General features: G+C 66.5%; 19 protein-coding genes. 6 read left to right on the top strand and 13 right to left on the bottom strand.

What is annotated here, in order from left to right; all coding sequences use genetic code 11:
• Positions 1 to 2 precede the first annotated feature (2 nt).
• Both AC6CHP_RS17845 and AC6CHP_RS17850 read right to left on the bottom strand, forming a co-directional pair.
• On the bottom strand, positions 3 to 902 hold the full coding sequence (locus AC6CHP_RS17845; protein WP_104188770.1) for a ParA family protein: 900 nt from the start codon (positions 900 to 902) through the stop codon (positions 3 to 5).
• Positions 903 to 1,152: 250 nt separating this feature from the next.
• Positions 1,153 to 2,508, bottom strand: coding sequence for a cation:dicarboxylate symporter family transporter (locus tag AC6CHP_RS17850; protein ID WP_188732270.1), 1,356 nt, complete (start codon positions 2,506 to 2,508; stop codon positions 1,153 to 1,155).
• A 182-nt stretch (positions 2,509 to 2,690) separates the two neighbouring features.
• On the opposite strand from AC6CHP_RS17850, the gene AC6CHP_RS17855 reads away from it, so the two are divergent.
• Together AC6CHP_RS17855 and AC6CHP_RS17860 are read left to right on the top strand one after the other, a co-directional pair.
• Positions 2,691 to 4,325, top strand: coding sequence for a sensor histidine kinase (locus AC6CHP_RS17855; protein WP_188732271.1), 1,635 nt, complete (start codon positions 2,691 to 2,693; stop codon positions 4,323 to 4,325).
• Positions 4,322 to 5,035, top strand: coding sequence for a response regulator (locus AC6CHP_RS17860; RefSeq protein ID WP_188732272.1), 714 nt, complete (start codon positions 4,322 to 4,324; stop codon positions 5,033 to 5,035). The genes AC6CHP_RS17855 and AC6CHP_RS17860 overlap by 4 nt, the downstream gene beginning before the upstream one ends.
• A 37-nt stretch (positions 5,036 to 5,072) precedes the next feature.
• On the opposite strand, the gene AC6CHP_RS17865 is transcribed toward AC6CHP_RS17860, so the two are convergent.
• Complete coding sequence (locus tag AC6CHP_RS17865) at positions 5,073 to 6,971, bottom strand: AMP-binding protein (RefSeq protein WP_188732287.1); 1,899 nt, start codon at positions 6,969 to 6,971, stop codon at positions 5,073 to 5,075.
• A 174-nt stretch (positions 6,972 to 7,145) separates the two neighbouring features.
• Here AC6CHP_RS17865 and AC6CHP_RS17870 point away from each other — a divergent pair, with 174 nt between their 5' ends.
• Genes AC6CHP_RS17870 through AC6CHP_RS17885 form a run of 4 tightly spaced genes read left to right on the top strand, consistent with a single transcriptional unit; the run spans position 7,146 to position 11,434 of the window.
• Positions 7,146 to 7,805, top strand: a complete 660-nt coding sequence (locus AC6CHP_RS17870; protein WP_498231363.1) for a GntR family transcriptional regulator — start codon at positions 7,146 to 7,148, stop codon at positions 7,803 to 7,805.
• Positions 7,798 to 9,318 carry an MmgE/PrpD family protein gene (locus AC6CHP_RS17875; RefSeq protein ID WP_427117397.1) on the top strand — a complete coding sequence of 507 codons (1,521 nt, stop codon included), beginning with the start codon at positions 7,798 to 7,800 and terminating at the stop codon, positions 9,316 to 9,318. Before AC6CHP_RS17870 ends, AC6CHP_RS17875 begins: the two co-directional genes overlap by 8 nt.
• On the top strand, positions 9,318 to 10,223 hold the full coding sequence (gene prpB, locus AC6CHP_RS17880) for a methylisocitrate lyase (RefSeq protein ID WP_498231365.1): 906 nt from the start codon (positions 9,318 to 9,320) through the stop codon (positions 10,221 to 10,223). The genes AC6CHP_RS17875 and prpB overlap by 1 nt, the downstream gene beginning before the upstream one ends.
• Before the next feature lie 59 nt (positions 10,224 to 10,282).
• Positions 10,283 to 11,434, top strand: a complete 1,152-nt coding sequence (locus AC6CHP_RS17885) for a bifunctional 2-methylcitrate synthase/citrate synthase (protein ID WP_498231367.1) — start codon at positions 10,283 to 10,285, stop codon at positions 11,432 to 11,434.
• A 90-nt stretch (positions 11,435 to 11,524) separates the two neighbouring features.
• On the opposite strand, the gene AC6CHP_RS17890 is transcribed toward AC6CHP_RS17885, so the two are convergent.
• The 10 genes from AC6CHP_RS17890 to AC6CHP_RS17935 form a co-directional block, all read right to left on the bottom strand.
• On the bottom strand, positions 11,525 to 12,004 hold the full coding sequence (locus AC6CHP_RS17890) for an 8-oxo-dGTP diphosphatase (RefSeq protein ID WP_498231369.1): 480 nt from the start codon (positions 12,002 to 12,004) through the stop codon (positions 11,525 to 11,527).
• Between the two features lie 2 nt (positions 12,005 to 12,006).
• Positions 12,007 to 12,900 (bottom strand): site-specific tyrosine recombinase XerD, encoded by an 894-nt coding sequence (gene xerD, locus AC6CHP_RS17895; protein ID WP_498231381.1) that lies wholly within the window; start codon positions 12,898 to 12,900, stop codon positions 12,007 to 12,009.
• A 170-nt stretch (positions 12,901 to 13,070) separates the two neighbouring features.
• Complete coding sequence (locus tag AC6CHP_RS17900; protein ID WP_104188803.1) at positions 13,071 to 13,733, bottom strand: NUDIX domain-containing protein; 663 nt, start codon at positions 13,731 to 13,733, stop codon at positions 13,071 to 13,073.
• Positions 13,734 to 13,757: 24 nt separating this feature from the next.
• Positions 13,758 to 15,527 carry a CTP synthase gene (gene pyrG, locus AC6CHP_RS17905; RefSeq protein ID WP_104188822.1) on the bottom strand — a complete coding sequence of 590 codons (1,770 nt, stop codon included), beginning with the start codon at positions 15,525 to 15,527 and terminating at the stop codon, positions 13,758 to 13,760.
• Positions 15,528 to 15,650: 123 nt separating this feature from the next.
• The gene (gene recN, locus AC6CHP_RS17910) at positions 15,651 to 17,390 is read right to left on the bottom strand and encodes a DNA repair protein RecN (protein ID WP_104188805.1); all 1,740 of its coding nucleotides are present in this window, start codon (positions 17,388 to 17,390) and stop codon (positions 15,651 to 15,653) included.
• A 4-nt stretch (positions 17,391 to 17,394) separates the two neighbouring features.
• Positions 17,395 to 18,420 carry an NAD kinase gene (locus AC6CHP_RS17915; RefSeq protein ID WP_364318306.1) on the bottom strand — a complete coding sequence of 342 codons (1,026 nt, stop codon included), beginning with the start codon at positions 18,418 to 18,420 and terminating at the stop codon, positions 17,395 to 17,397.
• Between the two features lie 13 nt (positions 18,421 to 18,433).
• Entirely contained in the window at positions 18,434 to 19,249 is an 816-nt protein-coding gene (locus AC6CHP_RS17920; protein ID WP_498231372.1) for a TlyA family RNA methyltransferase, read from the bottom strand.
• A complete protein-coding gene (locus AC6CHP_RS17925; protein WP_498231374.1) occupies positions 19,249 to 19,500 on the bottom strand; it encodes a hypothetical protein in 252 nt (83 codons plus the stop codon). The genes AC6CHP_RS17920 and AC6CHP_RS17925 overlap by 1 nt, the downstream gene beginning before the upstream one ends.
• 9 nt (positions 19,501 to 19,509) lie before the next feature.
• A complete protein-coding gene (locus AC6CHP_RS17930) occupies positions 19,510 to 20,499 on the bottom strand; it encodes an HAD-IIA family hydrolase (protein ID WP_498231376.1) in 990 nt (329 codons plus the stop codon).
• A 3-nt stretch (positions 20,500 to 20,502) separates the two neighbouring features.
• Entirely contained in the window at positions 20,503 to 22,365 is a 1,863-nt protein-coding gene (locus AC6CHP_RS17935) for a hypothetical protein (RefSeq protein ID WP_498231378.1), read from the bottom strand.
• Between the last annotated feature and the right edge of the window lie 256 nt (positions 22,366 to 22,621).

Raw genomic sequence — 22,621 nt, forward strand, 5'->3', positions numbered from 1 at the left:
GGCTAGGGTGCGCCGCCGCGCGAAATCAGTTCTTTGGCCAGGCGCCGGTAGGCGTCCGCACCGATGTGGTTGCCTGCGTAGCTGGTGATCGGCTCCGCCGCCACCGTGGCGTCCGCGAACTTGATGGAACGCTTGATGACGGTTTCGAACACCTTGTCCCCGAACGCTTCCACCAGCCGGGTGATGACTTCACGGCTGTGCAGGGTCCGGGCGTCATACATTGTGGCGAGCACCCCGTCCACCTGCAGGCGCGGGTTGAGGCGGTCCTGCACCTTGTCGATGGTTTCCACCAGCAGGGCCACCGCACGAAGGGCGAAGAATTCGCAGATCAGCGGGATGATGACGCCGTGTGCTGCGGTGAGGGCGTTGACCGTCAGCAGGCCCAGGGAGGGCTGGCAGTCGATGAGGACGACGTCGTAATCGTCCTCGACCTTCTTCAGCGCCCGGTCCAGGACCTGCTCGCGTGCCACCTCGTTGACGAGCTGGACTTCGGCCGCGGAGAGGTCGATGTTGGCCGGCAGCAGGTCGACGTTCTCGACGCCGGTCTGGTGGATGGCGTCGCGGATGTTGACCTTGCGGTCCATCAGCACGTTGTAGACCGTAAGGTCCAGCTCGTGGGGGTTCACGCCGAGCCCTGCCGACAGCGCACCCTGGGGATCGAAATCGACCAGGAGTACCCGGCGCCCGTACTCCGCCAGCGCTGCCGCGAGGTTGATGGTGGAGGTGGTCTTGCCGACGCCGCCTTTTTGGTTCACCATGGCGATCACACGCGCCGGACCGTGGGAGGACAGCGGTGCCGGTTCCGGGAACTCCCGGTATGGGCGTCCCGTGGGGCCCATCACCGCGTTGTCCAGGTCAAATTCCGTGCCCTCCAGAGTTGCCGAACCCTGTTCGCTGCTCACGTATCTATCCACACTTTCGATGACGGTGATTTCCTGCCGCTGGATGCCAGCGCCGTTCCTTCTTCTTCCCAAGGTTACAGCGACCGACACGGTATTCGACGGAACTTGACTTTCCCCCCATGTTGAGCCTTGACCCTCTAGCTGAGGTCGAAGGTTGGTTTGGCCGGGGCACGCAGCAGCCCCCGCGGCCAGGGCTGCGGGGGCTGCTGCGTTAATACTGTTTGTGCGTGGCGGGCGCCCGGCGTGGTGCCTAGACGCCGGCCGGAACGCGCCGCTCTTCGGTTTCCGTGGCTGCCGGCGCCGCGTGGCCGGTGTGGCTGGCAATCATGGTCTGCTCGTCGAAGGGCAGTCCGCCGGAGAGTACCTGGTCAACCTGGCCCCGTTCGATCTCCTTCATCCAGGTGCCGATCAGGACGGTGGCTACGGCGTTGCCGGTGAAGTTGGTCAGGGCGCGGGCCTCGGACATGAACCTGTCGATTCCAACGATCATGCCCACGCCGCCCAGCAGTTCCGGCTTGTGTGCCTGCAGGCCTGCAGCAAGGGTGGCCAGGCCGGCGCCGGTGACACCGGCGGCACCCTTGGAAGCGATGATCATGAAGATCAGCAGCGAAACCTGGGCTCCCAGATCCAGCGGGGTTCCCATGGCGTTGGCCACGAAGAGGGAAGCCATAGTCAGGTAGATGGCGGTGCCGTCCAGGTTGAAGGAGTAGCCCGTGGGAACGGTAACGCCAACCACCGGCTTGGAAACACCGAGGTGCTCCATCTTTGCGATCAGGCGGGGCAGGGCAGCTTCGGAAGAGGACGTGGAGAAAATCAGCAGGTATTCACGGCCCAGGTACTTCATGAGCTTGAAGATGTTGACTCCGGACACAACCTTCAGCAGACCGCCCAGGATGATGACGATGAACAGTGCGCAGGTGATGTAGAAGGCGGCCATCAGGGTGAACATGCTGACGATGGCCTGGACGCCGGTGGCTCCGACAACGGCGGCGATGGCACCGAAGGCGCCCACGGGAGCAAGCCACATGATCATGATGAGGATGCGGAAGACGACGGCCTGGCCGTGGCCGATGGCCTTGAGTACCGGCGCACCCTGCGGGCCCATCTTCTGCAGGGCGAAACCTACAAGGAGCGCGGCAAAGAGCGTCGGAAGGACCGGAATGTCGCCCGGGATGATCCCCAGGAGGAAGGCGACGGTGCTGTCGACTTCTGCCTTCTTGGAAGGATCGTACGGCGCCAGCTTCAGGCCCTCGCCCGGGTGGATCAGGTTGCCAACAACCAGGCCGATGGCGAGCGCAAAGGTAGACATGAGCACGAAGTATCCCAGTGCCAGGCCACCGACCTTGCCCACTGTGGCGGCCTTTGCGATGGAGCCGATGCCCAGGACGATGGTGCAGAAGATGATGGGCGCAATCATCATCTTGATCAGCTTGATGAACCCGTCACCCAGCGGCTTCATGGACTTGCCGACCTCGGGGAACATCAGGCCCACTACGGCGCCGAGGATGACGGCGGCGATGACCGCAATGTAGAGGTAATGCGATTTGTCGATGCCCTTGCGCCGCGTCTTCACGGTGTCAAGCGACTCTCCTCGTTGAGAAGCCATGATGTGTCTCCTTATATGGATAATCTGATAGACGCTGCGGCACATTCTCTGGGCTCTGCGCGTCCTCCGGTGTGATATCCATCATTGGGTACGCCGTGACCCAGCTCACCGTTGCGTTCATATTGGTCGCGGCGCACATGCTTACTAAGGATGGCGCCCGGAAACGGCGTCGGGAGGTACACGTGATCCACCCCTGGAGTATCGCCCGCCGGCTCTTCGTGGCGAACCTGCTGATTGTGGTGGTGTTTATCGCCGTCGTCGGCTCGGCCACGTTCGTTGACGCCCGTGACCGCACCTACGACGAGGCCGGCCACCGGATGGCGGGGATCGCCGCTGCCATCGCGGCCAGCCCGCTGGTGCTGGAGGCGGCCTCCAGCCCGGACCCGACTGCCTCTCTGCAGCCCTATGCCAGGGACGTTATGGCAGAGGCCGACGTCGACTTCGTCACCATCATGGCTCCCGACCGCACCCGGTGGACGCATCCGCGGGTCGGGGAGATCGGCCGCCCGTATATCGGCTCCATCGACGCTGCACTGCAGGGTGGGCAGCTCACCGAAGTGACGGCGGGGACGCTGGGCCCGTCGGTGCGGACCATTGTTCCGGTCAAGGACCAGGCGGGCGAGGTGAAGGCACTGGTGGCGGTGGGCGTTACGGTCCGCACGGTGGACGTCGCCTTCGCCGGACGCCTGCCGGCCCTGCTGCTGATTGGCCTGGCCCTGCTGGTGGGAGGTTCGCTGGCGTCCTGGTTCCTTGGCCGGTACCTTCGCCGGGTGACCCGGGGGTGGGGTCCTGAGCAGCTCTCGCAGCTGTTCGCCTACTACGAATCCGTCCTGCACTCGGTGCGCGAAGGCCTGATCCTGATTGACACGAAGGGCCGCGTGGTGATGTACAACGACCAGGCGGCGGAACTGCTGGGCCTCGAAGGTGCCGGGAGCAAGGACCCCACCCGGCCGCCGTCGCTGGCGGAACTGCCGCTCGAGGAGGAACTCCGGGACCTCTTCGAGTCCGGCCGGCCGGCCAATGACGAAATCATCCTTACCGGTTCCCGGGTGCTGGTGGTCAACCAGGGGCCGGCCAGGGCGCCCGGCTCCCCGGGAACCCGGGGCAGGGCACCCGTGTACGGTACGGTGGCAACCCTGCGGGACCGTACCGAAATTGAAGCGCTGGGCACCGAACTGGAAACCATGCGGACCCTTTCCGGCGCACTCCGCGCCCAGACCCATGAACACGCCAACCGGCTCCACACCATGGTCTCGCTCCTGGAGCTGGGCCGGACGCAGGAAGCCCTGGATTTCGCCACCCGGGACCTGGAGCTGAGCCAGCAGCTGACGGATGACATGGTCAGCTCCGTTGATGAACCTGTCCTGGGGGCACTCGTCATGGGCAAGGTGGCGGAAGCCCACGAACGCGGTGTCCAGCTTGATGTTGCCACGCTGGGTTCCGGTACGGTGGCGGGAGTGGCTGTGCAGGACCTGGTGACAATCCTGGGAAACCTGCTGGATAATGCCATCGACGCGGCAGCGGACGCTCCCCCGCCCCGGCGCGTGGAGCTGACGGTGGAGTCGGATGAGGAGGGGCTGGACATCGCCGTCCACGATTCCGGCGCCGCCCTGGACGCGCAGGCCGCGGACACCATCTTCCGCCACGGCTTCAGCACCAAGCCTTCCGGGCCCGGCGGCCGGGGCATCGGGCTGGCCCTGGTCCGGCAGGCAGTGCAGCGGCTGGGCGGTACCCTGACCATCAACGGACGGCGCGGAGCGAAATTCGAAGTATTCCTTCCCGCAGCAGAGTCCCCGCAAAAGGAGCACACACCGTGAGCAACATCCGGGTCCTCGTCGTTGAGGACGAGGCCATCGCATCGGCGGCACACGCAGCCTATATCGGGCGGCTGCCGGGCTTTGAGCTGGCCGGAAGCGCACCTGACGGCCAGTCCGCCCTTCGGCTGCTCGGTGAGCTCTCGGCGGCGGGCAACCCGGTGGAGCTGGTCCTCCTGGACATGAACCTGCCGGACCTCCACGGCCTGGACATCGCCCGGCGGATGCGGGCAGCCGGGATCCTGGCGGACATCATTGCCATCACCGCCGTCCGGGAGCTGGCCATCGTGCGGAGCGCCGTGGCCATCGGGGTGGTGCAGTACCTGATCAAGCCGTTTACGTTCGCCACTTTCGCCGACAAGCTGGAAAGCTACCGGCAATTCAGGCAGCAGCTCGCAGGCCCGAACGCCGGCTCCGGAAAGGCCGGAGCATCCCAAAGCGAAGTGGACCAGGCCTTCGCAAGCCTGCGGGCGCCGTCGGAACTGCCCCTGCCCAAAGGCCTCTCCGCTTCCACGCTGGGATCGGTGCAGGAGTTCGTCAGGCAACAAAGCGACGCCGTATCCGCCACGGAAGTCATGGACGCCCTCGGCATGTCCCGCGTCACCGCCCGCCGTTACCTCGAGTACCTGGCGGACGCCGGCACGGTCTCCAGGACCGCCCGCTACGGAACACCGGGCCGGCCGGAAAACGAGTACCGCTGGCGCGGGCGCTGACCCGGCCGCTGACCCGGGCCCCTGGCTCCGTCCGCTGCTAGTCTCCGCTTCCGCCGGGCCGGAGGCTCCCGATCAGCTGGTCAATCACCCCGGCGTCTTCGATTGTGGACGGTACCGTGTACTCCTCGCCGTCGGCAATCTGCCGCATCGTCTTGCGGAGGATCTTCCCGGACCGGGTTTTGGGCAGGGCATCAACAACCGTCACGTGCTTGAAGTCCGCAACGGCTCCGATGTCCCGGCGGACCATCGCCACCAGGTCCTTGGCCAGGACGTCCTCGGATACCTCCACCCCGGACTTGAGCACAACGTAGCCGCTGGGGCGCTGGCCCTTAAGGGGGTCGGCCAGGCCAATCACCGCGCACTCGGCGACGGCCGGATGCTGTCCGATGACCTGTTCCATGGCGCCGGTGGACAGCCGGTGCCCCGCGACATTGATGATGTCGTCGGTCCGCCCCATCACGAACACGTAGCCGTCCGCGTCCCGGTAGCCGGAATCCCCGGTGGCGTAGCACCCCTCGAAAGCCTGCAGGTAGGAGGAGATGTAGCGTTCGTCGTTGCCCCAGAGCGTGGCCAGGGTCCCGGGCGGCAGCGGGAGCCCGAGCACGATGTTTCCTTCCGTGCCGGGTTCCACCTCCACGCCAAGGCCATCCACAATGCTGAGCCTGAATCCCGGCATGGGCACGCTGGGCGAACCTGCCTTGATGGGCAGTTCTTCCAGGCCGCGGGGATTGGCGCAGATGGCCCAGCCCGTCTCCGTCTGCCACCAGTGGTCCACCACAGGAACGCCAACCGACCGGGAGGCCCAGTGGAACGTGTCCGTGTCCAGCCGCTCCCCCGCCGTGAAGAGCGTGCGCAGGCTGGAGAGGTCATAGTTCCGCAGCAGGGCTGCCTCAGGGTCGGCCTTCCGGATGGCCCGCAGCGCCGTGGGGGCGGTGAACAGGACGTTGACTCCGTGTTCCTGGATCACGCGCCAAAACGCGCCGGCATCAGGCGTTCCAACCGGTTTGCCCTCATAGAGGACCGTGGTGGCACCGGCAATCAGCGGGCCGTAGACGATGTAGGAGTGCCCCACCACCCAGCCGACATCGGATGCGGTCCACATAACGTCCCCCGGACCGGCGCCGTAGATGTTGTCCATGGTCCAGGCGAGTGCGACGGCGTGGCCCCCGTTGTCCCGCACCACGCCTTTGGGTGCTCCGGTGGTGCCTGAGGTGTAGAGGATGTACAGCGGGTCCGTGGCCGCGACGTCCACGGGCGCGGCAGGTTCCGCAGCGGCCATTTCCGAGTCCCAGTCCTGCCAGCCATGGTCCGCCGCTGTGGCTGCGAAGCCCTCCCGGGCCCGGACGATGACGGGGAGGTCCGGCACTCCCGCCAGCTGGAGGGCTTCCTCGACGGCGGGGAGGTATTCAATCCGGCGGGTGGGCTCGATCCCTCCGGAGGCGGTGACCACCACGGCGGGGACGGCGTCGCGGATGCGTGCCGCGAGCTCTTTCGGGGCAAACCCGCCGAAGACCACCGAATGGACGGCTCCGAGGCGCGCTGTTGCCAGCATGGCGATGGCGGCCTCGGGAATCATCGGCATGTAGATCACGACGCGGTCCCCCTTGCCCACCCCGCTGCGGCGGAGGGCGCCGGCAAAGCGTGCCACCAGCCCGGTGAGTTCCGCGTAGCTGAAGCGCCGGCGGGTGCCGAGCATGGCGGAATCGTAGATGAGCGCATCCTGGTCACCCCGGCCGGCCTCTACGTGGCGGTCCAGGGCGTTGTAGGAGGTGTTGAGGACCCCGTCCGGAAACCAGGTGTAGAGCGGAGCCCGGCTTGCGTCCAGCGCGTGCCGGGGCGGCACCGACCAGGAAACCCTTGCGGCTGCATCGAGCCAAAACTCCCCGGGTTTCCCAAGGCTTGCTTCATACGTTTCGCGATAGCTGCTGGTGACCATGAAAGTGCTTCCCATCCACGACGTTGTGTAGCCGCCATGTTAGCCGGGAGTCCGATGGCGAAACAAGTGTTTTGTATACACAGATACGGCTATTCCAAGTTTTAGCATCTTTTCATTGGCAAACGGGGACCCTCTGTATACACTGGGGGAAGTCCATGACCGAAGGAGGCAGCGATGCGCGCCAGTGACAGGGCCTACGCCGCCCTACGCGACGACATCACAGAATGGCGCCTCCAGCCGGGCACGGTGCTTGCCGAGGTAGAACAGTCCGAACGCCTTGGCGTCTCACGCACTCCACTGCGGGAGGCGCTCAGCCGGCTTACCGCCGAAGGGCTGACGACGACGGCCGGCAGCCGCGGCGTCGTCGTCACCGACGTTTCGCTCGATGACATCGACGAACTCTTCGAGCTCCGCGAAACCCTCGAAAGCAAAGCCGCAGCGCTGGCAGCCGAACGCGGTGATCCCGGCGTTTTCCTCCAGCTCCGCAACGAGCTCCTCGAAGCCCCGGCCCTCATTGACGGCAGCGACCCAGGCCGGCACGCCTACTACGATCTTGCCGGGCGCCTCGACGCCGCCATCGATGCCGCCGTCTCCAACTCCTACCTGGCGCAGGCCATGCGCGGCCTGCGGGTGCACCTGGTGCGCGTGCGCCGCCTGGCAGCCGACGATGCGCAGCGGCTCACAGCCGCAGCAGCAGAGCACGCAGCCATCGCCGAAGCTATCGCCGCCCGCAACCCCCGGCTGGCCGAAGCCGCCACCATCCTCCACCTGCACCGAAGCCTTACGCACGTCAAGAACACGCACACACCCCACCACAAGGAGCACCATGGTTAAGGAACACCACGTCCGGGTTTACAGGAGCGAGGAAAACCTGCCCCGCGAGGAACAGCTCGCCTACAAGATCGCCAAGGTTGCCACCGACCCCGTCGCGGTAACGCCCGAGGTGGCCGACATGGTGATCAACCGGGTCATCGACAACGCCTCGGTGGCCATCGCCTCCCTGAACCGTGGGCCTATTGTGGCCGCCCGCGCCCAGGCCCTGGCCCACGGCCCCAGTACCGGCGGCCAGGGCGCCAAAGTCTTCGGCATCGGCGAGCGCGTATCACCGGAATGGGCCGCATGGGCCAACGGGGTTGCCGTGCGGGAACTGGATTACCACGACACCTTCCTGGCCGCCGACTACTCACATCCCGGCGACAACATCCCCCCGATCCTGGCCGTTGCCCAGCACACCGGTGCCAGCGGACAGGACCTCATCCGCGGGATCGCCACCGGGTACGAAATCCAGGTGAACCTGGTCAAGGCAATCTGCCTGCACAAGCACAAGATCGACCATGTGGCGCACCTTGGCCCGTCGGCAGCCGCCGGCATCGGCACACTCCTGGGTCTCGACGTCGAGACCATCTTCCAGTCCGTCGGCCAGGCCCTGCACACCACCACGGCCACCAGGCAGTCCCGCAAGGGCGAGATCTCCACCTGGAAGGCCCACGCCCCCGCCTTCGCCGGAAAAATGGCCGTCGAGGCCGCAGACCGTGCCATGCGCGGACAGACCTCTCCGGTGCCCATCTACGAAGGTGAAGACGGCGTCATCGCCTGGATGCTGGACGGCCCGGATGCCTCCTACATGGTGCCGCTGCCGGAGGCCGGGGAAGCAAAGCGCGCCATCCTGGACACCTACACCAAGGAACACTCCGCCGAGTACCAGGCGCAGGCCTGGATCGACCTGGCCCGAAAACTGAACCGTGAACATCCCGAAGCCACGGACCCGGCCAACGTGAAGTCCGTCCTGATCAGGACGAGCCACCACACGCACTACGTCATCGGCTCCGGCGCCAACGATCCGCAGAAGTACGATCCCAAGGCCAGCCGGGAGACGCTGGACCACTCCATCCCCTACATCTTCACGGTGGCCCTGCAGGATGGCGCCTGGCACCACGTGGACTCCTACTCCCCCGAACGTGCCGGGCGGCCGGACACGGTGGACCTGTGGCAGAAGGTCAGCACCGAGGAAGACCCTGAGTGGACCCGCCGCTACCACTCCCTCAACATTGCAGAGAAGGCCTTCGGCGGTTCCGTGGAGATCACCCTGACGGACGGCACGGTCATCAAGGACGACATTTCCGTAGCTGATGCCCACCCGCTGGGCGCCAGGCCGTTCGGACGGGACCAGTACGTCAACAAGTTCCGCACCCTCGCCGCGGGGCTGGTGGAGGAAGCCGAGATCGAACGGTTCCTGGCCGCCGCCGAGCGGCTGCCGGAACTTTCCGCCGGTGAGCTGGACCAGCTGAACATCACCGCTGCCCCCGGCGTTATCGACTTCGCCGCCGCACCCAAGGGACTGTTCTGATGCTGTATTCCAGGACCACGCCGGAGCAGAAGCGGATCCGGTTCCGGGAGCTCCTGGCCTCCGGAACCATCCAGCAGTTCCCCGGCGCGTTCAACCCCCTTTCCGCCCGGCTGATCGAGGAGAAGGGCTTCGCCGGGGTTTATATCTCCGGTGCAGTGCTGGCCAACGACCTCGGCCTGCCGGACATCGGACTGACCACCCTCACCGAAGTGGCCACCCGCGCAGGACAGATCGCCCGCATGACGGACCTGCCCGCCATCGTGGATGCGGACACCGGCTTCGGCGAACCCATGAACGTTGCCCGCACCGTGCAGGAACTCGAGAACGCCGGCCTCGCCGGACTGCACATCGAAGACCAGTTCAACCCCAAGCGCTGCGGCCACCTGGACGGCAAGAACGTCGTGGACCTGGACACCGCCACCAAACGCATCCGCGCTGCTGCAGACGCCCGCCGCGACCCCAACTTCCTGATCATGGCCCGCACCGACATCCGCGCCACGGATGGACTGGCGGCGGCACAGGACCGGGCAAAGGCACTCGTGGACGCTGGCGCAGACGCAATCTTCCCGGAAGCCATGGCCACCCTGGACGAGTTCCAGGCCATCCGCGATGCCGTGGACGTGCCCATCCTGGCCAACATGACGGAGTTTGGAAAGAGCGACCTCTTCACGGTGGACCAGCTGGCAGCTGTGGGCGTGAACATGGTGATTTATCCGGTCACTCTGCTCCGTAGTGCCATGGGCGCTGCTGAGCGTACGCTGGACTCGATCAAGGCTGAGGGAACGCAGGAGGCACAGGTCGGCAGCATGCTGACCCGGGCGCGGCTGTACGAACTCGTTGACTACGAGGCTTACAACCGTTTTGACACCGGGGTCTTCAATTTCCAGGTCCCCGGGAAGCACTAAAGGACCACCGCCGGCCGCGGCCGGCATCCGAAAGGCGACAGGAACAAGGGAGTTTCAGCATGGCTGAACAGGACATCAAAAAAGGTCTCGCCGGCGTCGTAGTGGACTACACGTCCGTCTCGAAGGTCAACCCGGACACCAACTCGCTGCTGTACCGCGGCTACCCGGTGCAGGAGCTCGCGGCGCGGTGCAGCTTTGAGGAAGTCGCGTACCTGCTCTGGAACGGGGAGCTGCCCACCGCGGACCAGCTGTCCGAATTCACCGTGCGGGAGCGGGCCGGGCGGGCCCTGGACCCGGTGGTCAAGCAGGTAGTCGATGCCCTGCCCACCAGCGCCCACCCGATGGATGTCTGCCGGACGGCAGCCTCTGTCATGGGTGCCAGGCATCCGCTGACCGGTGATTCGTCGCGGGAAGCCAACATGGCAAAGGCCGTGGACCTTTTTGCTGCGATGCCGGCCGTGGTGGCCTATGACCAGCGACGCCGGCACGCGGCGGGACGCCCCGTTGAACCTGTGGCGCCCCGTGACGACCTGGGCTACTCGGCCAATTTCCTGTGGATGGCCTTCGGTGAGGAACAGGTGCCGGAAGTGGTGGAGGCGTTCAACGTTTCCATGATTCTTTACGCCGAACACAGCTTTAACGCCTCGACCTTCACGGCACGGGTCATCACCTCCACACTTTCGGACCTGCATTCAGCGGTCACGGGAGCCATTGGGGCACTGAAAGGCCCGCTGCATGGAGGCGCGAACGAGGCCGTCATGCATACCTTCGATGAGATTGGCATCCGGCCGGAGGAATCGCTGGACGAAGCGGCAGCGCGCGCCAAGGCCTGGATGGAGGACGCCCTGGCCAACAAGAAGAAGGTGATGGGGTTCGGACACCGGGTGTACAAGCACGGCGACTCCCGGGTGCCCACCATGAAGGCGGCCCTGGACAAGATGATTGCGCATTACGGCAGGCCGGAACTCCTGGGCCTGTACCAGGGCCTCGAGACTGCCATGGACGAGGCCAAGGCCATCAAGCCCAACCTCGACTACCCGGCGGGACCCACCTACCACCTTATGGGCTTCGACACCGAGACGTTCACTCCCCTGTTCGTCGCCAGCCGGATCACGGGCTGGACGGCGCACATCATGGAGCAGCTGGACTCGAACTCGCTGATCCGTCCGCTGAGTGAATACGTTGGCCCGGAGGAACGGCACCTGCCTTAGGGCTGCTGCCGGATAAGGCACCACGGCCGGAAGGCGCGACGGCGGCCAGGTCACTTTGAGGGGCCGGGCCGCCGTCGTTTTCCCGAAGTTTCAGAAAAGGAGGCTTTCGGAGGAGGCGACGGCCTCGTTGTCGTTGTCCATGGTCACAACGATGTTGACTTTTCCGCCCTCCAGCACCACCGGCAGCCAGTGGTCGGCATCCTGCCACATCCGCTCCACAGGCAGGGTGGCGGTATCAAACCAGGCGGGGGCGACCTCAACACTCTCCGTGGGCTCGCCGTCCCAGCGCACCGCTGTGAACAGCCGCGTGCGCATGTCCCACTCCGGTTTGGCAGGGAACACGAACCGGATGACCCCAGCGTCCCGAAGGTCCTCGTGGCGGAGCCCGACGTCGGCTTCCTCCCGCACCTCGCGGATCGCGGCCTCCGCGTCGCTCTCGCCCGGTTCCACGTGGCCGCCGATGCCCACGATCTTTCCGCGCCCAAAGCCGGTCTTCTTCAGCCCCAGCAGCACCTGGGGTACGCCGTCAGCCTCGCGGAGCAGGAAGCACAGGGCAACCGCGGCAGCCATGCTCAGCCCAGCGCCCGGGGATGCGCGGCGGCGTAGATCTCCCGCAGGGTATCGGCAGTAACCAGGGTGTACACCTGCGTGGTGGTCACCGAGGCGTGGCCCAGCAGTTCCTGGACCACACGGACGTCCGCGCCGCCCTCGAGCAGGTGGGTGGCAAAGGAGTGCCGGAGGGTGTGGGGTGAAACGTCCTTGGTGATGTTCGCCTTTTCGGCCGCCGCCTTCAGGATGGTCCAGGCGCTCTGCCGGCTGATCCGGCCGCCGCGGGCATTCAGGAACAGCGCCGGGGTGCCTTTTCCCTTGGCTGCCAGCAGGGGCCGGCCCCGCACCAAATACGCGTCCAAGGCTCTGGCACCGTAGGAGCCAAGGGGCACCAGCCGTTCTTTGGAGCCCTTGCCGAAGAGCCGCACGATGGCCGGGCCGGACGCCTCTGCATCCAATGAGATGTCGTCAACGTCCAGGCCCACGGCTTCACTGATCCTCGCTCCAGTGGAGTACAGGAATTCAAGGAGGGCACGATCGCGCAGCCCCGTTGCCGTGTCCGTTCCCGCCGCTTCGAGGATCCGCGTGACTTCGTCCACGCTGATGGCCTTCGGCAGCCGCTTGCCGGGCATGGGCGGGTGGACTTCGCTGGCGGGGTCCGTGGGCGTGAAGCCTTCCAAAGCCCAGAACTTGTGGAGTCCGCGGACGGCCACCACGGTCCTGGCGGCGGACCTGACGCCCAGGGTGGAACCGCCGTCGGACCCGTCAGCCAGCGCCCGGACATATCCCGTGACGTGGTGCCGGGTGATGTCCTCCGGGCGCGTGCAGCCGGCGGCGGAGAGGTACCGGGCATACCGGATAAGATCCCGCCGGTAGGCCGACAGGGTGTTGGCCGCCAGGCCGCGCTCCACTCCCATGTGCTGGAGGTAGTCGGTGATGCCGCGGTCGATGGCCGTGGGCGGGGCGGGCGGGGCGGCATCCCTGACCGGCTCTGCACGGACTGCCTCGGCGGGAGCCGGGTCTGCCCGGACTGCCTCGGCGGGGACCAGCTCTGCGGAGGCCACTTCGGCGGAGGGAGGCGGAACCATCAGCGCTGGCTGGGGTGCGCCGGCCAGGGTGCATCGGCCGGCCGGAGCCCCTGGTACCCTCCGGCGCGTGCGGCAGCGGCGGCCAGGATTCCGACGACGGCGGACGGGTTGTGGAGCCGGCCGGCCAGGACGGAGTCCACGGCGTCGTCCAGGCTGATCCAGTGGAATTCGATCTCGGCTTCCTCATCCGTCCGTTCGTGGCGTTCGTGATGGGGTATGTCTGCGAGGTCCCGGGCCAGGTAGATCCTGATGGCCTCGCTGGAGGAGCCCGGGGAATTGAAAAAGTCCGCCAGAACGTTCCAGGTACCCGCAGCGAGGTCCGCTTCCTCGGCCAGTTCGCGGGCGGCCCCCACCACGAAGTCCTCACCCTCAACGTCCAGCAGGCCGGCGGGAATCTCCCAGAGATCCATGCCCACCGGATGGCGGTACTGCCTGAGGAGGAGGATCTCGCCGGCAGCGTTCATGGGCAGGACGGCCACCGCACCGGGATGGTCGATGTAGTCGCGGGTGAGTGCCTCGCCGGTCTCCTGCAGCTGGAAGCTGTCGCTGACCACGTCCCAGATCCGGCCTTCGTAGACCTTCTCCGTAGACAAAAGACGGCGCGGGCTCGGTGCATCCGAAACCTGCTTCGCAGCAGGGGTGGCTTCAGGTGTACCGGGCATCGCGCCGTCCTTTTTCTGTTGGAACTACTTAGCGGCTACCGTACCGGACTGCAGGGCGTCGGCAGCGCCGGCATCTGCGGTGGCGGCCGTGTCGGGGCCCTCCTGGTGCTTCAGGGCTGCCTTGACCAGGCCGGCGAACAGCGGGTGCGGCCGGGTGGGGCGTGAGCTCAGCTCGGGGTGCGCCTGGGTGGCCACATAGTACGGGTGGACGTCCGCAGGCAGTTCGACGAATTCAACGAGCTTGCCGTCCGGGGACGTGCCGGAGAAGACCAGGCCTTCGGCTGCAATCTGGTCGCGGTACTTGTTGTTGACCTCGTAGCGGTGGCGGTGGCGTTCGCTGACGGTGGTCTTGCCGTACGTTTCAGCGATGACGGATCCGGCGTCGAGCTTTGCTTCGTAGAGGCCCAGGCGCATGGTGCCGCCGAGGTCGCCGCCGCCTTCGACGAACTCCAGCTGCTCTTCCATGGTGGCAATGACGGGGTACTTCGAGTCGGGCTCGAACTCGCTGGACGAAGCGCCTTCGAGGCCCACCACGTTGCGGGCGTATTCGATGACCATGCACTGCAGGCCCAGGCAGAGTCCCAGGACGGGCAGTTTGGTTTCGCGGGCGAACTTCAGGGCGCCGAGCTTGCCTTCAAGCCCGCGGATGCCGAAGCCGCCGGGAACGCAGATGGCGTCGACGCCATCGAGCGCCTTGATGGCGCCTTCGAGGGTTTCGCATTCGTCAGACGGGACCCAGCGGATTTTGACCTTGGTGTCGTTGGCGAAGCCGCCGGCGCGCAGGGCCTCGGTCACCGACAGGTAGGCGTCGGGCAGGTCGATGTACTTGCCCACCAGCGCGATCTCAACCTCGTGCTTGGGGTTGTGCACTGCCTCGAGCAGCTTGTCCCAGCTGGTCCAGTCCACATCCTTGAAGGGCAGGTCCAGGGCGCGCACGATGTACGAGTCCAGGCCCTGCGTGTGGAGGGTCTTGGGGATGTCATAGATGCTGGGGGCATCGGCGGCGTTCACCACGGCATCGATGTCGACGTCGCACATCCGACCGATCTTTTCCCGCATGGCTTCGGGCACTTCGCGGTCCGAGCGAATGACGATCGCCTCAGGCTGGATACCGATGGACCGCAGGGCTGCGACGGAGTGCTGGGTGGGCTTGGTCTTCAGCTCCTGGGACGGCCCGATGTACGGGACCAGGGAGACGTGGAGGAAGAACACGTTGGTGCGGCCGATGTCCTGGCGCACCTGGCGGGCCGATTCGAGGAACGGCTGGGATTCGATGTCGCCCACGGTGCCGCCGATTTCGGTGATGATGACGTCCGGGGCGTTCTTGCCCTCGGCCGGCAGGCGCATGCGGCGCTTGATCTCATCGGTGATGTGCGGAATGACCTGGACGGTGTCGCCGAGGTACTCGCCGCGGCGCTCCTTGGCGATGACTGTTGAGTACACCTGTCCCGTGGTCACATTCGCTGAACCTTCCAGGTTTTCGTCCAGGAAGCGCTCGTAGTGTCCGATATCCAGGTCCGTCTCGGCACCGTCGTCGGTGACGAAGACCTCGCCGTGCTGGAAAGGGTTCATGGTGCCCGGATCCACGTTCAGGTACGGATCGAGCTTCTGCATAGTCACAGACAGGCCGCGTGCGCGCAGCAGGTGACCGAGGCTTGATGCCGTCAGTCCCTTACCGAGCGAGGACGCCACACCACCGGTTACGAAGATGTGTTTGGTCGTCTTGGATGAGCCCGGGAACCGGGAATTTACACGGGAATTTGATCGCTGCACCACGGAATTCGAGCCTATCATCATTTGAGCCTTCCACGGATCGCCGGCAGTGTTCCCCAAACGTCCAAGTTTGCCCGTGTGCCGGCCGCCGATCAAGGGGCGGACTGCATACGGAGCCCGGCCGGAACCCGCCCGGGCACGCTTTCAGGCCCGCTGTGGCAGCAGTTTCGCGTCGTCCAGCAGTTCCTGGGCGTGGGCCTGCGCCGACTCTGAATCCTCCTGGCCTGCCAGCATGCGGGCCAATTCGCGGACCCTTTCGGGACCGTCGAGGAGGCGGACATCACTGGACGTGAACCCGGTAGCCGTTCCGCCGTCGGCTCCCCGGACGGAGGTCTTGGTGACGGTGATGTGCTGGTCCGCGAAAGCGGCCACCTGCGGCAGGTGGGTGACTACCAGCACCTGGACGTGGCGGGCCAGCATGGCGAGCCTGCGGCCGATTTCGACGGCGGCGCGGCCGCCCACGCCGGCGTCCACCTCGTCGAAGACGAACGTCGGGACCGGGTCCACGGCTGCCAGCACCACCTCGATGGCGAGCATGACGCGGGACAGTTCACCGCCGGAGGCGCCCTTGCCGAGGGGCCGGGCGGGGGCTCCGGAGTGCGGCTGCAGCAGGAAGCTGATTTCGTCCGCGCCGTGCGGCCCCAGCTGGCCACCGGGCTCGAGATTGATGACCAAAGTGGCATCAGCCATGGCCAGCGCCTTCAACTCCGCGCTGACCCGGGCTGATAGGTCCTTCGCGGCCTTGGCCCTGATCTTGCTGATGGCCGCGGCCTGCTTCTTCAGGTCGGCCTCCGCCTGAACCACTTCGGCGTCCAGCTTTTCGATCCGGGTGGAATCGTCCTGCAGTTCATCAAAGCGCACGCGGGCGTTCTCCGCCCAGACCAACACCTCGTCGATGGTGGGAGCGTATTTGCGGACCAATTTGGCCAGCACGGCCCGGCGGTCCTCGATCTCCGCGAGCCGTTCGGGCCCCTCCGTATCCAGCCCGGCCTGGTAGCTGGCCAGCTCGGTGGCGATGTCGTTCAACAGGAAGCCCACTTCGGCCAGCCGCGCCGCGGCGGACCCCAGCTCGGCATCGTGCTCGGCCACATGCTCCAGCGTCCGCTTGGCAGCGTCAACAAGGGTGGTGGCGTCCCCTTCTTCACCGAAGTCCTCGGCGATGAGCGCCTGATGGGCCGTGCTCGCGGCGATGCGAAGCTCCTCGACGTTGGCCAGCTTCACCGCTTCGGCTTTGAGGACTTCGTCTTCCCCCGGCTGCGGATCAACCTCATCGATTTCGGCGAGGGCGCTTTGCAGGGATTCGGCCTCACGCAGCCTGTCACGCGCAGCGCTGCGGAGGCTGTCCAGCTCTGCCTGGCTGGACTTCCAGTGGTTGTAGAGGTCCTGGTAGGCGGCCAGCGGACCGGCCAGTGATTCACCGGCGAACTTGTCCAGGGCGCCCCGCTGGGCGGCCGCTCCCTTGAGCCGGATCTGGTCCGACTGGCCGTGGACCACCACCAGCGTCTCGCCGATTTCAGCCAGGACACCCACCGGCGCGGCCCTGCCGCCCAGGAAGGCACGGCTGCGGCCGTCGGAGCCAAGGCGACGGGCAAGGATCAGCTCCGCGCCGCCGTCGACCTCTTCCGTATCCGCCCCCGCCTCCAATGCCCTGGCAATCGCGGGGTGGCCGGCGTCGAGCTTCAGCACGGCCTCGGCCGTGGCGCTCTTCGCGCCGCTCCTGACGGCTCCGGCATCGGAACGCGCGCCCAGGAGCAGGCCGACGGCGGTGACCACCATGGTCTTGCCGGCGCCGGTCTCGCCGGTCACCACGCTCAGGCCCGGCCCGAGCGGCAGCGTTGCGTCAGTGATGACGCCAAGATCGCGGATTCTCAGTTCTTCAAGCATGGCTTCACTTTGCGGTGGACGGATCGGAGTCAATGTCGGGCTGGCTGGCCGGCGGCACCTGGAGCGGCGGCATGGGCCGCGGTGTCCGGACGATGGGTATGGGGCCGGTGTGGATGGCGTCCGCCTTGGGCACAGGGCCCCGCCAGCCGTGGATCGGCAGCTCGAACTTGCGGACCAGGCGGGCAGAAAACGGCGTCTGGTGGGTGCGGGCGAGCCTCACGGGCGTGGCTGATTTAGTGACTTCCACCCTGGCACCGGGCGGCAGGTCCACGGACCGCCTGCCATCACACCACAGGACGCCCTGGGCATCCGTCCGGCCCAGGACCTCCACAGCCAGCCGGGAACGGGGCGAGACCACCAGCGGTTTGGCGAAGAGTGCGTGGGCACTGATGGGGACGATCACCAGTGCCTCCACTTCGGGCCACACCACGGGCCCGCCGGCCGAAAAACCATAGGCCGTGGAGCCGGTGGGGGTGGCCAGGACGATGCCGTCGCAGCCAAAGGACGTGAGGGGACGTTCGTCCACTTCGGTCACGACCTCAAGCATGCGTTCGCGGTTGGCCTTCTCGATGGCGGCCTCGTTCAGCGCCCACGTGTGCCAGATCTTCTGGCCGCGGACCCACACCTGGACATCAATGGTCATCCGCTCTTCCACGGTGTACTCGCGGCTGGCGATCCACTCGACGGTCTGGGCGAGGTCCGCCCGCTCGCTTTCGGCAAGGAAGCCCACATGGCCAAGGTTGACGCCCAGCAGCGGCACGTCCACCTCCCGGACCAGTTCAGCGGCGCGCAGGATGGTGCCGTCGCCGCCAAGGACCATCACCAGTTCAACATCCGGCAGCTGGACATGGTCGTGGAGGACCTCCACGGGCTGGGCCAGGTGCCCGAAGAACCGTTCCATGTCTGCAAGTTCGGATTCCTGCATGACCGGCACGATGCCCGAGGCGTGCAGGAGGGCGCATGCCTCCCAGGCGGCCTTCAGCGAGTCCTCGCGGCCGGTATGGGCGAGGACCAGTACACGCCTGCTCATCAGGTTCCGCTCTCTAGTGGTTCGGCCAGATTCGTCGGAGCAAGGCAGCAGCCGCTGCCTCCCGCTCTTCGATCTTAGGCAAGTCTTGGCTGATCCTGCGTTTTATCCACAGGAAGTATTCAACGTTTCCGTCCTGGCCCGGCAGCGGACTGACCGCCAGGCCGCAGAGGTCCAGCCCGGCGTCGAGCGCTGCCCTGGCCACTTTCTCCACCGCCAGGCGGCGTTCCCGCTCGGAGGTGACAACCCCTGTCCGTCCCAGCCGGTCCTTGCCGATCTCGAACTGCGGCTTCACCATCAGCACCAGGTCCCCGCCGGGTTCGGTGCACAGCGCCAGCGGCTGGACCACCAGGGTGAGGGAGATGAAGGACAGGTCTGCCACGGTAAGTTCCGCGGCGCCCCCGACGTCCGCGGGCGACATGTACCTGACGTTCAATCCCTCATGGACGTCCACGCGGGGATCTTCCCGCAGCCGCTGCACCAGCTGGCCGTGCCCGACGTCGACTGCCACCACGTGTGCGGCACCGCGCCGCAGCAGGACGTCGGTGAAGCCGCCGGTGGAGGCACCGGCGTCGAGGCACCTTTTGCCGTCCGGTGTGATGCCGGGAAAAGCGTCAAGCGCGCCGGCAAGTTTATGTCCGGCCCGGCTGACGTAGGTGTCCCGCTCGTCATGGTCGACGTCCAGGGGCCTGTCCTCGTCCACCTGGAGGGACGCCTTGGCCAGGACCTGTCCTGCTGACGTGACCTTGCCTTCGGCAATCAAGGCGGCTGCGTGCGTCCGGGACCTTGCAAGCCCGCGGGCCACCAAAGCCTGGTCGAGGCGTACCGGCATCAGGCGGCACCGTCCGTCGGATCCGCACTCGAGGGCGCGCTGTTGCCGGGAACGCTGTTCAGCGCGGCGAGCAGTTCGTCGTGGAGTTCGTTGTAGACGTTTTCATGGTCGGACACCGGGACCTGCGGCAGTGCCTCCAGCCGGGCCAGCGCCTGTGCCACCACGGGATCCTTCACTCCAGGATCGCTGATGCCGGGCCAGTCCGGGGATGGCTGGGCTGCTGCGGATTCCGGTTCGGTCAGCTCAGTCATTCCACCAGTCTAGTGATCCAGCCACACCAGCTCGGGAGCCTGGGGGGCAGAGGCGTCTGGCGTCGCCGCCCACCACGCTGCGCACGCGGCGCGCCAGGAGTCCAGGTTGTCCTGGCTGCCAATGATGCCCACCGCACCGTTCGCCACCCGCGCTGTGGCTGTGCCGCAGGCGTACGTGCCGTCGTGGTGCGTCACGTCAGGGTACGGCCGGTGCAGGTCCGCCAGGTTGCTGATGATGTAGTCCGGGCGTTCGGCGGCGCGGGCGGCCAGGATGGTCTGGCGGGTGTCAACGCCGGTCAGTACCGCCACGGTGGCGAAGCCGGCGTTGTTTCCGCCGAGGATGTCGGTGTCCAGCCGGTCCCCCACCACCAGCGGGCGTTCTGCCCCGAGACGCTTGGCTGCGGAGTGGAAGAGCGGTGCCTCGGGTTTGCCGGCCACGCGGGGTGTCTGCCCTGTTGCGGCTGCCACGGCTGAGACCAGCGTTCCGTTTCCGGGCGCGATGCCGCGGGCCTGTGGTATGGACATGTCCGTGTTCGTGGCCACCCACAGGGCTCCGGCGTTCACCACGTACGTGGCTTCGGCCAGGTCTTTCCACCCAATCTCGGGGTTGAAGCCCTGGACCACCGCCACCGGACCCTCGTCCTGGCTGTACACGGGCACCAGCCCGACGAGTTCGATCTCGGCGGCGAGGGCCGGGCTGCCTGTGATGAGGATCCGGGAGCCGGGAGCCAGCAGGGACGCGAGCAGATCCGCTGCGGCCTGTGAGGAGCTCACCACCTGGTTGTCTTCGGCGGGCGCCCCGAGCTCGCGGAGGTGGGCGGCAACCTGGCCCGGGGAGCGCGACGCGTTGTTGGTCACGTATCCCAGGCCCACGCCAATACCGGAGAGCTGCTTCAGCGACTCAATGGCACCAGGAATGGCGTGCGGACCGGCGTAAACCACGCCGTCCAGGTCGGCCAGGAGTGCATCGAACAGGGAGATCAGGGGAACGTCGGTCATTCGTCAGTCTGCCCGGCGGTCCTGCTGGTCCTGGTACTCCGCAGAGGAGTCATGTTCGTCGGCAGCGCCGCTTTCCGGGGCTTCAGGGGACTCCAGCTCGTCCTGTTCCACCGAATCCTGGTCCGATTCGGCGTCGTCGGAAACAAAGTAGTCAGCTTCCTGGTCATCGATGCTGGCGTCCTGCGGATCTGCAGCGTGGGCGGGCGCGGCTGGGGCGCCGGCGTTGGATGCTGCTTTGGGGGCAGCGTCGGATGCCTGTGATGCACGGTCGAGCAGGCGGCGGCGCTCTGCTTCCTCCTTTGCCTCCTCCTCCTCGTCCCAGCCGAGGTCAATGATGTCGGGCTCTTCGTCTACGCCCTGGCCCAGCGCGTTTTCGGCAACCACGGCCTGCTTCCGCCACTTCTCGGCCTCATCATCGCGGCCAACGCCGGCGAGGGCGTCAGCATACGCACGGAACAGCCGGGGGCTGTAGGAGAACGCCCGGTTGATGTCCAGCTGCGGGATCTCGAGTTCGGCTACTGCGGCGTCCAGCTGTCCCAGGTCGGTCCTGGCACCTGCTGCCACAATGGCGAGTTCTGCTTTGCCGGGCGCATCCAGGTCCTGGGCTTCCTCGGACCGAGCCACGTCAAGGGCGCGGTCAGGGCGTCCCAGTCCACGCTCGCAGTCAGCCATGATCGGAAGGTGGACGTTGGAACCGCTGATGCGGCGGTAGGTGCGGAATTCGCGGAGGGCTTCGCCGTAATGGCCTGCGGCGTAGGCGGTCAGGCCCACGGCTTCGCGGACGGCGGCCAGCCTGCCGCCGCGGCGGCTTGCAGCAAGGGCGTGCTGGAAGGCGAGCTCCGGTTCTTCATCGATGAGCCGGCCGGCCATCACAAGGTGGCGGGCAACCCATTCCGCGCTCTTTGCTTCAAGTGTCTTGATCTGGTGCTGGGTGGCGCGGTCGAGTTCCTTGCCCGTGACGTCCTCATCGATCTGCGGAGACCTCTCCCGGTCAGGACGGTTCGCGCTGCGGAGGTCGCGGACGTTGGGTTCGCGAACGGGGCGGTCTTCCTGACGGTCCCGGCCAAAGGTACGGGGACCTGCGTCTCCCCGGCTGGGGCCACGATCGAAATTGCGCGGTGCGCGGTCCTGGCGGTCGCCACGGCCGGGACGGTCGCTGCGGTCACCGAACGGCTTCCGGTTCTCTCCCCCGCCGAAACCGCGGCGGTCTCCCTCGCCGTCACGGCGCGGACGATCACCGAACGGCTTCTGGTCTCGATCGCCATACGGCTTGCGGTCACGGTCACCGAAGGGCTTGCGGTCACGGTCACCGAAGGGCTTGCGGTCACGGTCACCGAAGGGCTTCCGCTCCCCGCCACCGAAACCGCGGCGGTCTCCCTCGCCGTCACTACGCGGACGATCACCGAACGGCTTCTGGTCTCGATCGCCATACGGCTTGCGGTCACCGAACGGCTTGCGCTCCCCGCCACCGAACGGCTTGCGCTCCCCGCCACCGAACCCGCGGCGGTCCCCTTCGCCGTCACGGCGCGGACGGTCACCAAAGGGCTTCTGGTCACGATCGCCATACGGCTTGCGGTCACGGTCACCGAAGGGCTTCCGCTCCCCGCCACCGAACCCGCGGCGGTCCCCTTCGCCGTCACGACGCGGACGGTCACCAAAGGGCTTCTGGTCACGATCGCCATACGGCTTGCGGTCACGGTCGCCAAAAGGCTTCCGCTCCCCGCCACCGGGAGGACGTCCGGAGGACTCGCCGCCGTCGCGGTTGCCGCGGGAGCGGAAACCCCTGGGGTCACCGCCCGAATTGTTGTTGCCCCGGAATCCGCCGCGGTCATTTCCGCCGCGGTTGCCCCCGTTGTGCTCAGCCATGTGGATTCCTCCTGTTATGAGCTGACCACTGGCGCAACTGCAGCCGCTCGTATCCGTGTTTCGTTTCCTACGCAACCCGAAATCAAGCGCTTCGAAGTCCGTACATCTTCATCAATTCTAGAGGAGCCGCCCCGCAGAGCAGCACGGGTGAAGCCCAGTACGCCGCATCGTGGGAATATTCACACGCTCTCTCACTTGATGCGGGGTTTCCTGTGACGCTCTCTCACTTGATGCGGGGTTTCCCGGGGCGCTCTCT

The organism is Pseudarthrobacter sp. GQ63 (genome assembly GCF_059758765.1).

What these genes read in the sequence shown, in the direction of transcription:
- AC6CHP_RS17875 (WP_427117397.1), top strand. Translation starts at nt 7,798, where the DNA reads ATGGTTAAGGAACACCACGTCCGGGTTTACAGGAGCGAGGAAAACCTG.
- AC6CHP_RS17850 (WP_188732270.1), bottom strand. Translation starts at nt 2,508, where the DNA reads ATGGCTTCTCAACGAGGAGAGTCGCTTGACACCGTGAAGACGCGGCGC.
- AC6CHP_RS17900 (WP_104188803.1), bottom strand. Translation starts at nt 13,733, where the DNA reads ATGCCCGGTACACCTGAAGCCACCCCTGCTGCGAAGCAGGTTTCGGAT.
- AC6CHP_RS17915 (WP_364318306.1), bottom strand. Translation starts at nt 18,420, where the DNA reads ATGAGCAGGCGTGTACTGGTCCTCGCCCATACCGGCCGCGAGGACTCG.
- AC6CHP_RS17865 (WP_188732287.1), bottom strand. Translation starts at nt 6,971, where the DNA reads ATGGTCACCAGCAGCTATCGCGAAACGTATGAAGCAAGCCTTGGGAAA.
- recN (WP_104188805.1), bottom strand. Translation starts at nt 17,390, where the DNA reads ATGCTTGAAGAACTGAGAATCCGCGATCTTGGCGTCATCACTGACGCA.
- AC6CHP_RS17885 (WP_498231367.1), top strand. Translation starts at nt 10,283, where the DNA reads ATGGCTGAACAGGACATCAAAAAAGGTCTCGCCGGCGTCGTAGTGGAC.
- xerD (WP_498231381.1), bottom strand. Translation starts at nt 12,900, where the DNA reads ATGGGAGTGGAGCGCGGCCTGGCGGCCAACACCCTGTCGGCCTACCGG.
- AC6CHP_RS17920 (WP_498231372.1), bottom strand. Translation starts at nt 19,249, where the DNA reads ATGCCGGTACGCCTCGACCAGGCTTTGGTGGCCCGCGGGCTTGCAAGG.
- AC6CHP_RS17925 (WP_498231374.1), bottom strand. Translation starts at nt 19,500, where the DNA reads ATGACTGAGCTGACCGAACCGGAATCCGCAGCAGCCCAGCCATCCCCG.
- pyrG (WP_104188822.1), bottom strand. Translation starts at nt 15,527, where the DNA reads ATGATAGGCTCGAATTCCGTGGTGCAGCGATCAAATTCCCGTGTAAAT.
- prpB (WP_498231365.1), top strand. Translation starts at nt 9,318, where the DNA reads ATGCTGTATTCCAGGACCACGCCGGAGCAGAAGCGGATCCGGTTCCGG.
- AC6CHP_RS17930 (WP_498231376.1), bottom strand. Translation starts at nt 20,499, where the DNA reads ATGACCGACGTTCCCCTGATCTCCCTGTTCGATGCACTCCTGGCCGAC.
- AC6CHP_RS17890 (WP_498231369.1), bottom strand. Translation starts at nt 12,004, where the DNA reads ATGGCTGCCGCGGTTGCCCTGTGCTTCCTGCTCCGCGAGGCTGACGGC.
- AC6CHP_RS17870 (WP_498231363.1), top strand. Translation starts at nt 7,146, where the DNA reads ATGCGCGCCAGTGACAGGGCCTACGCCGCCCTACGCGACGACATCACA.
- AC6CHP_RS17935 (WP_498231378.1), bottom strand. Translation starts at nt 22,365, where the DNA reads ATGGCTGAGCACAACGGGGGCAACCGCGGCGGAAATGACCGCGGCGGA.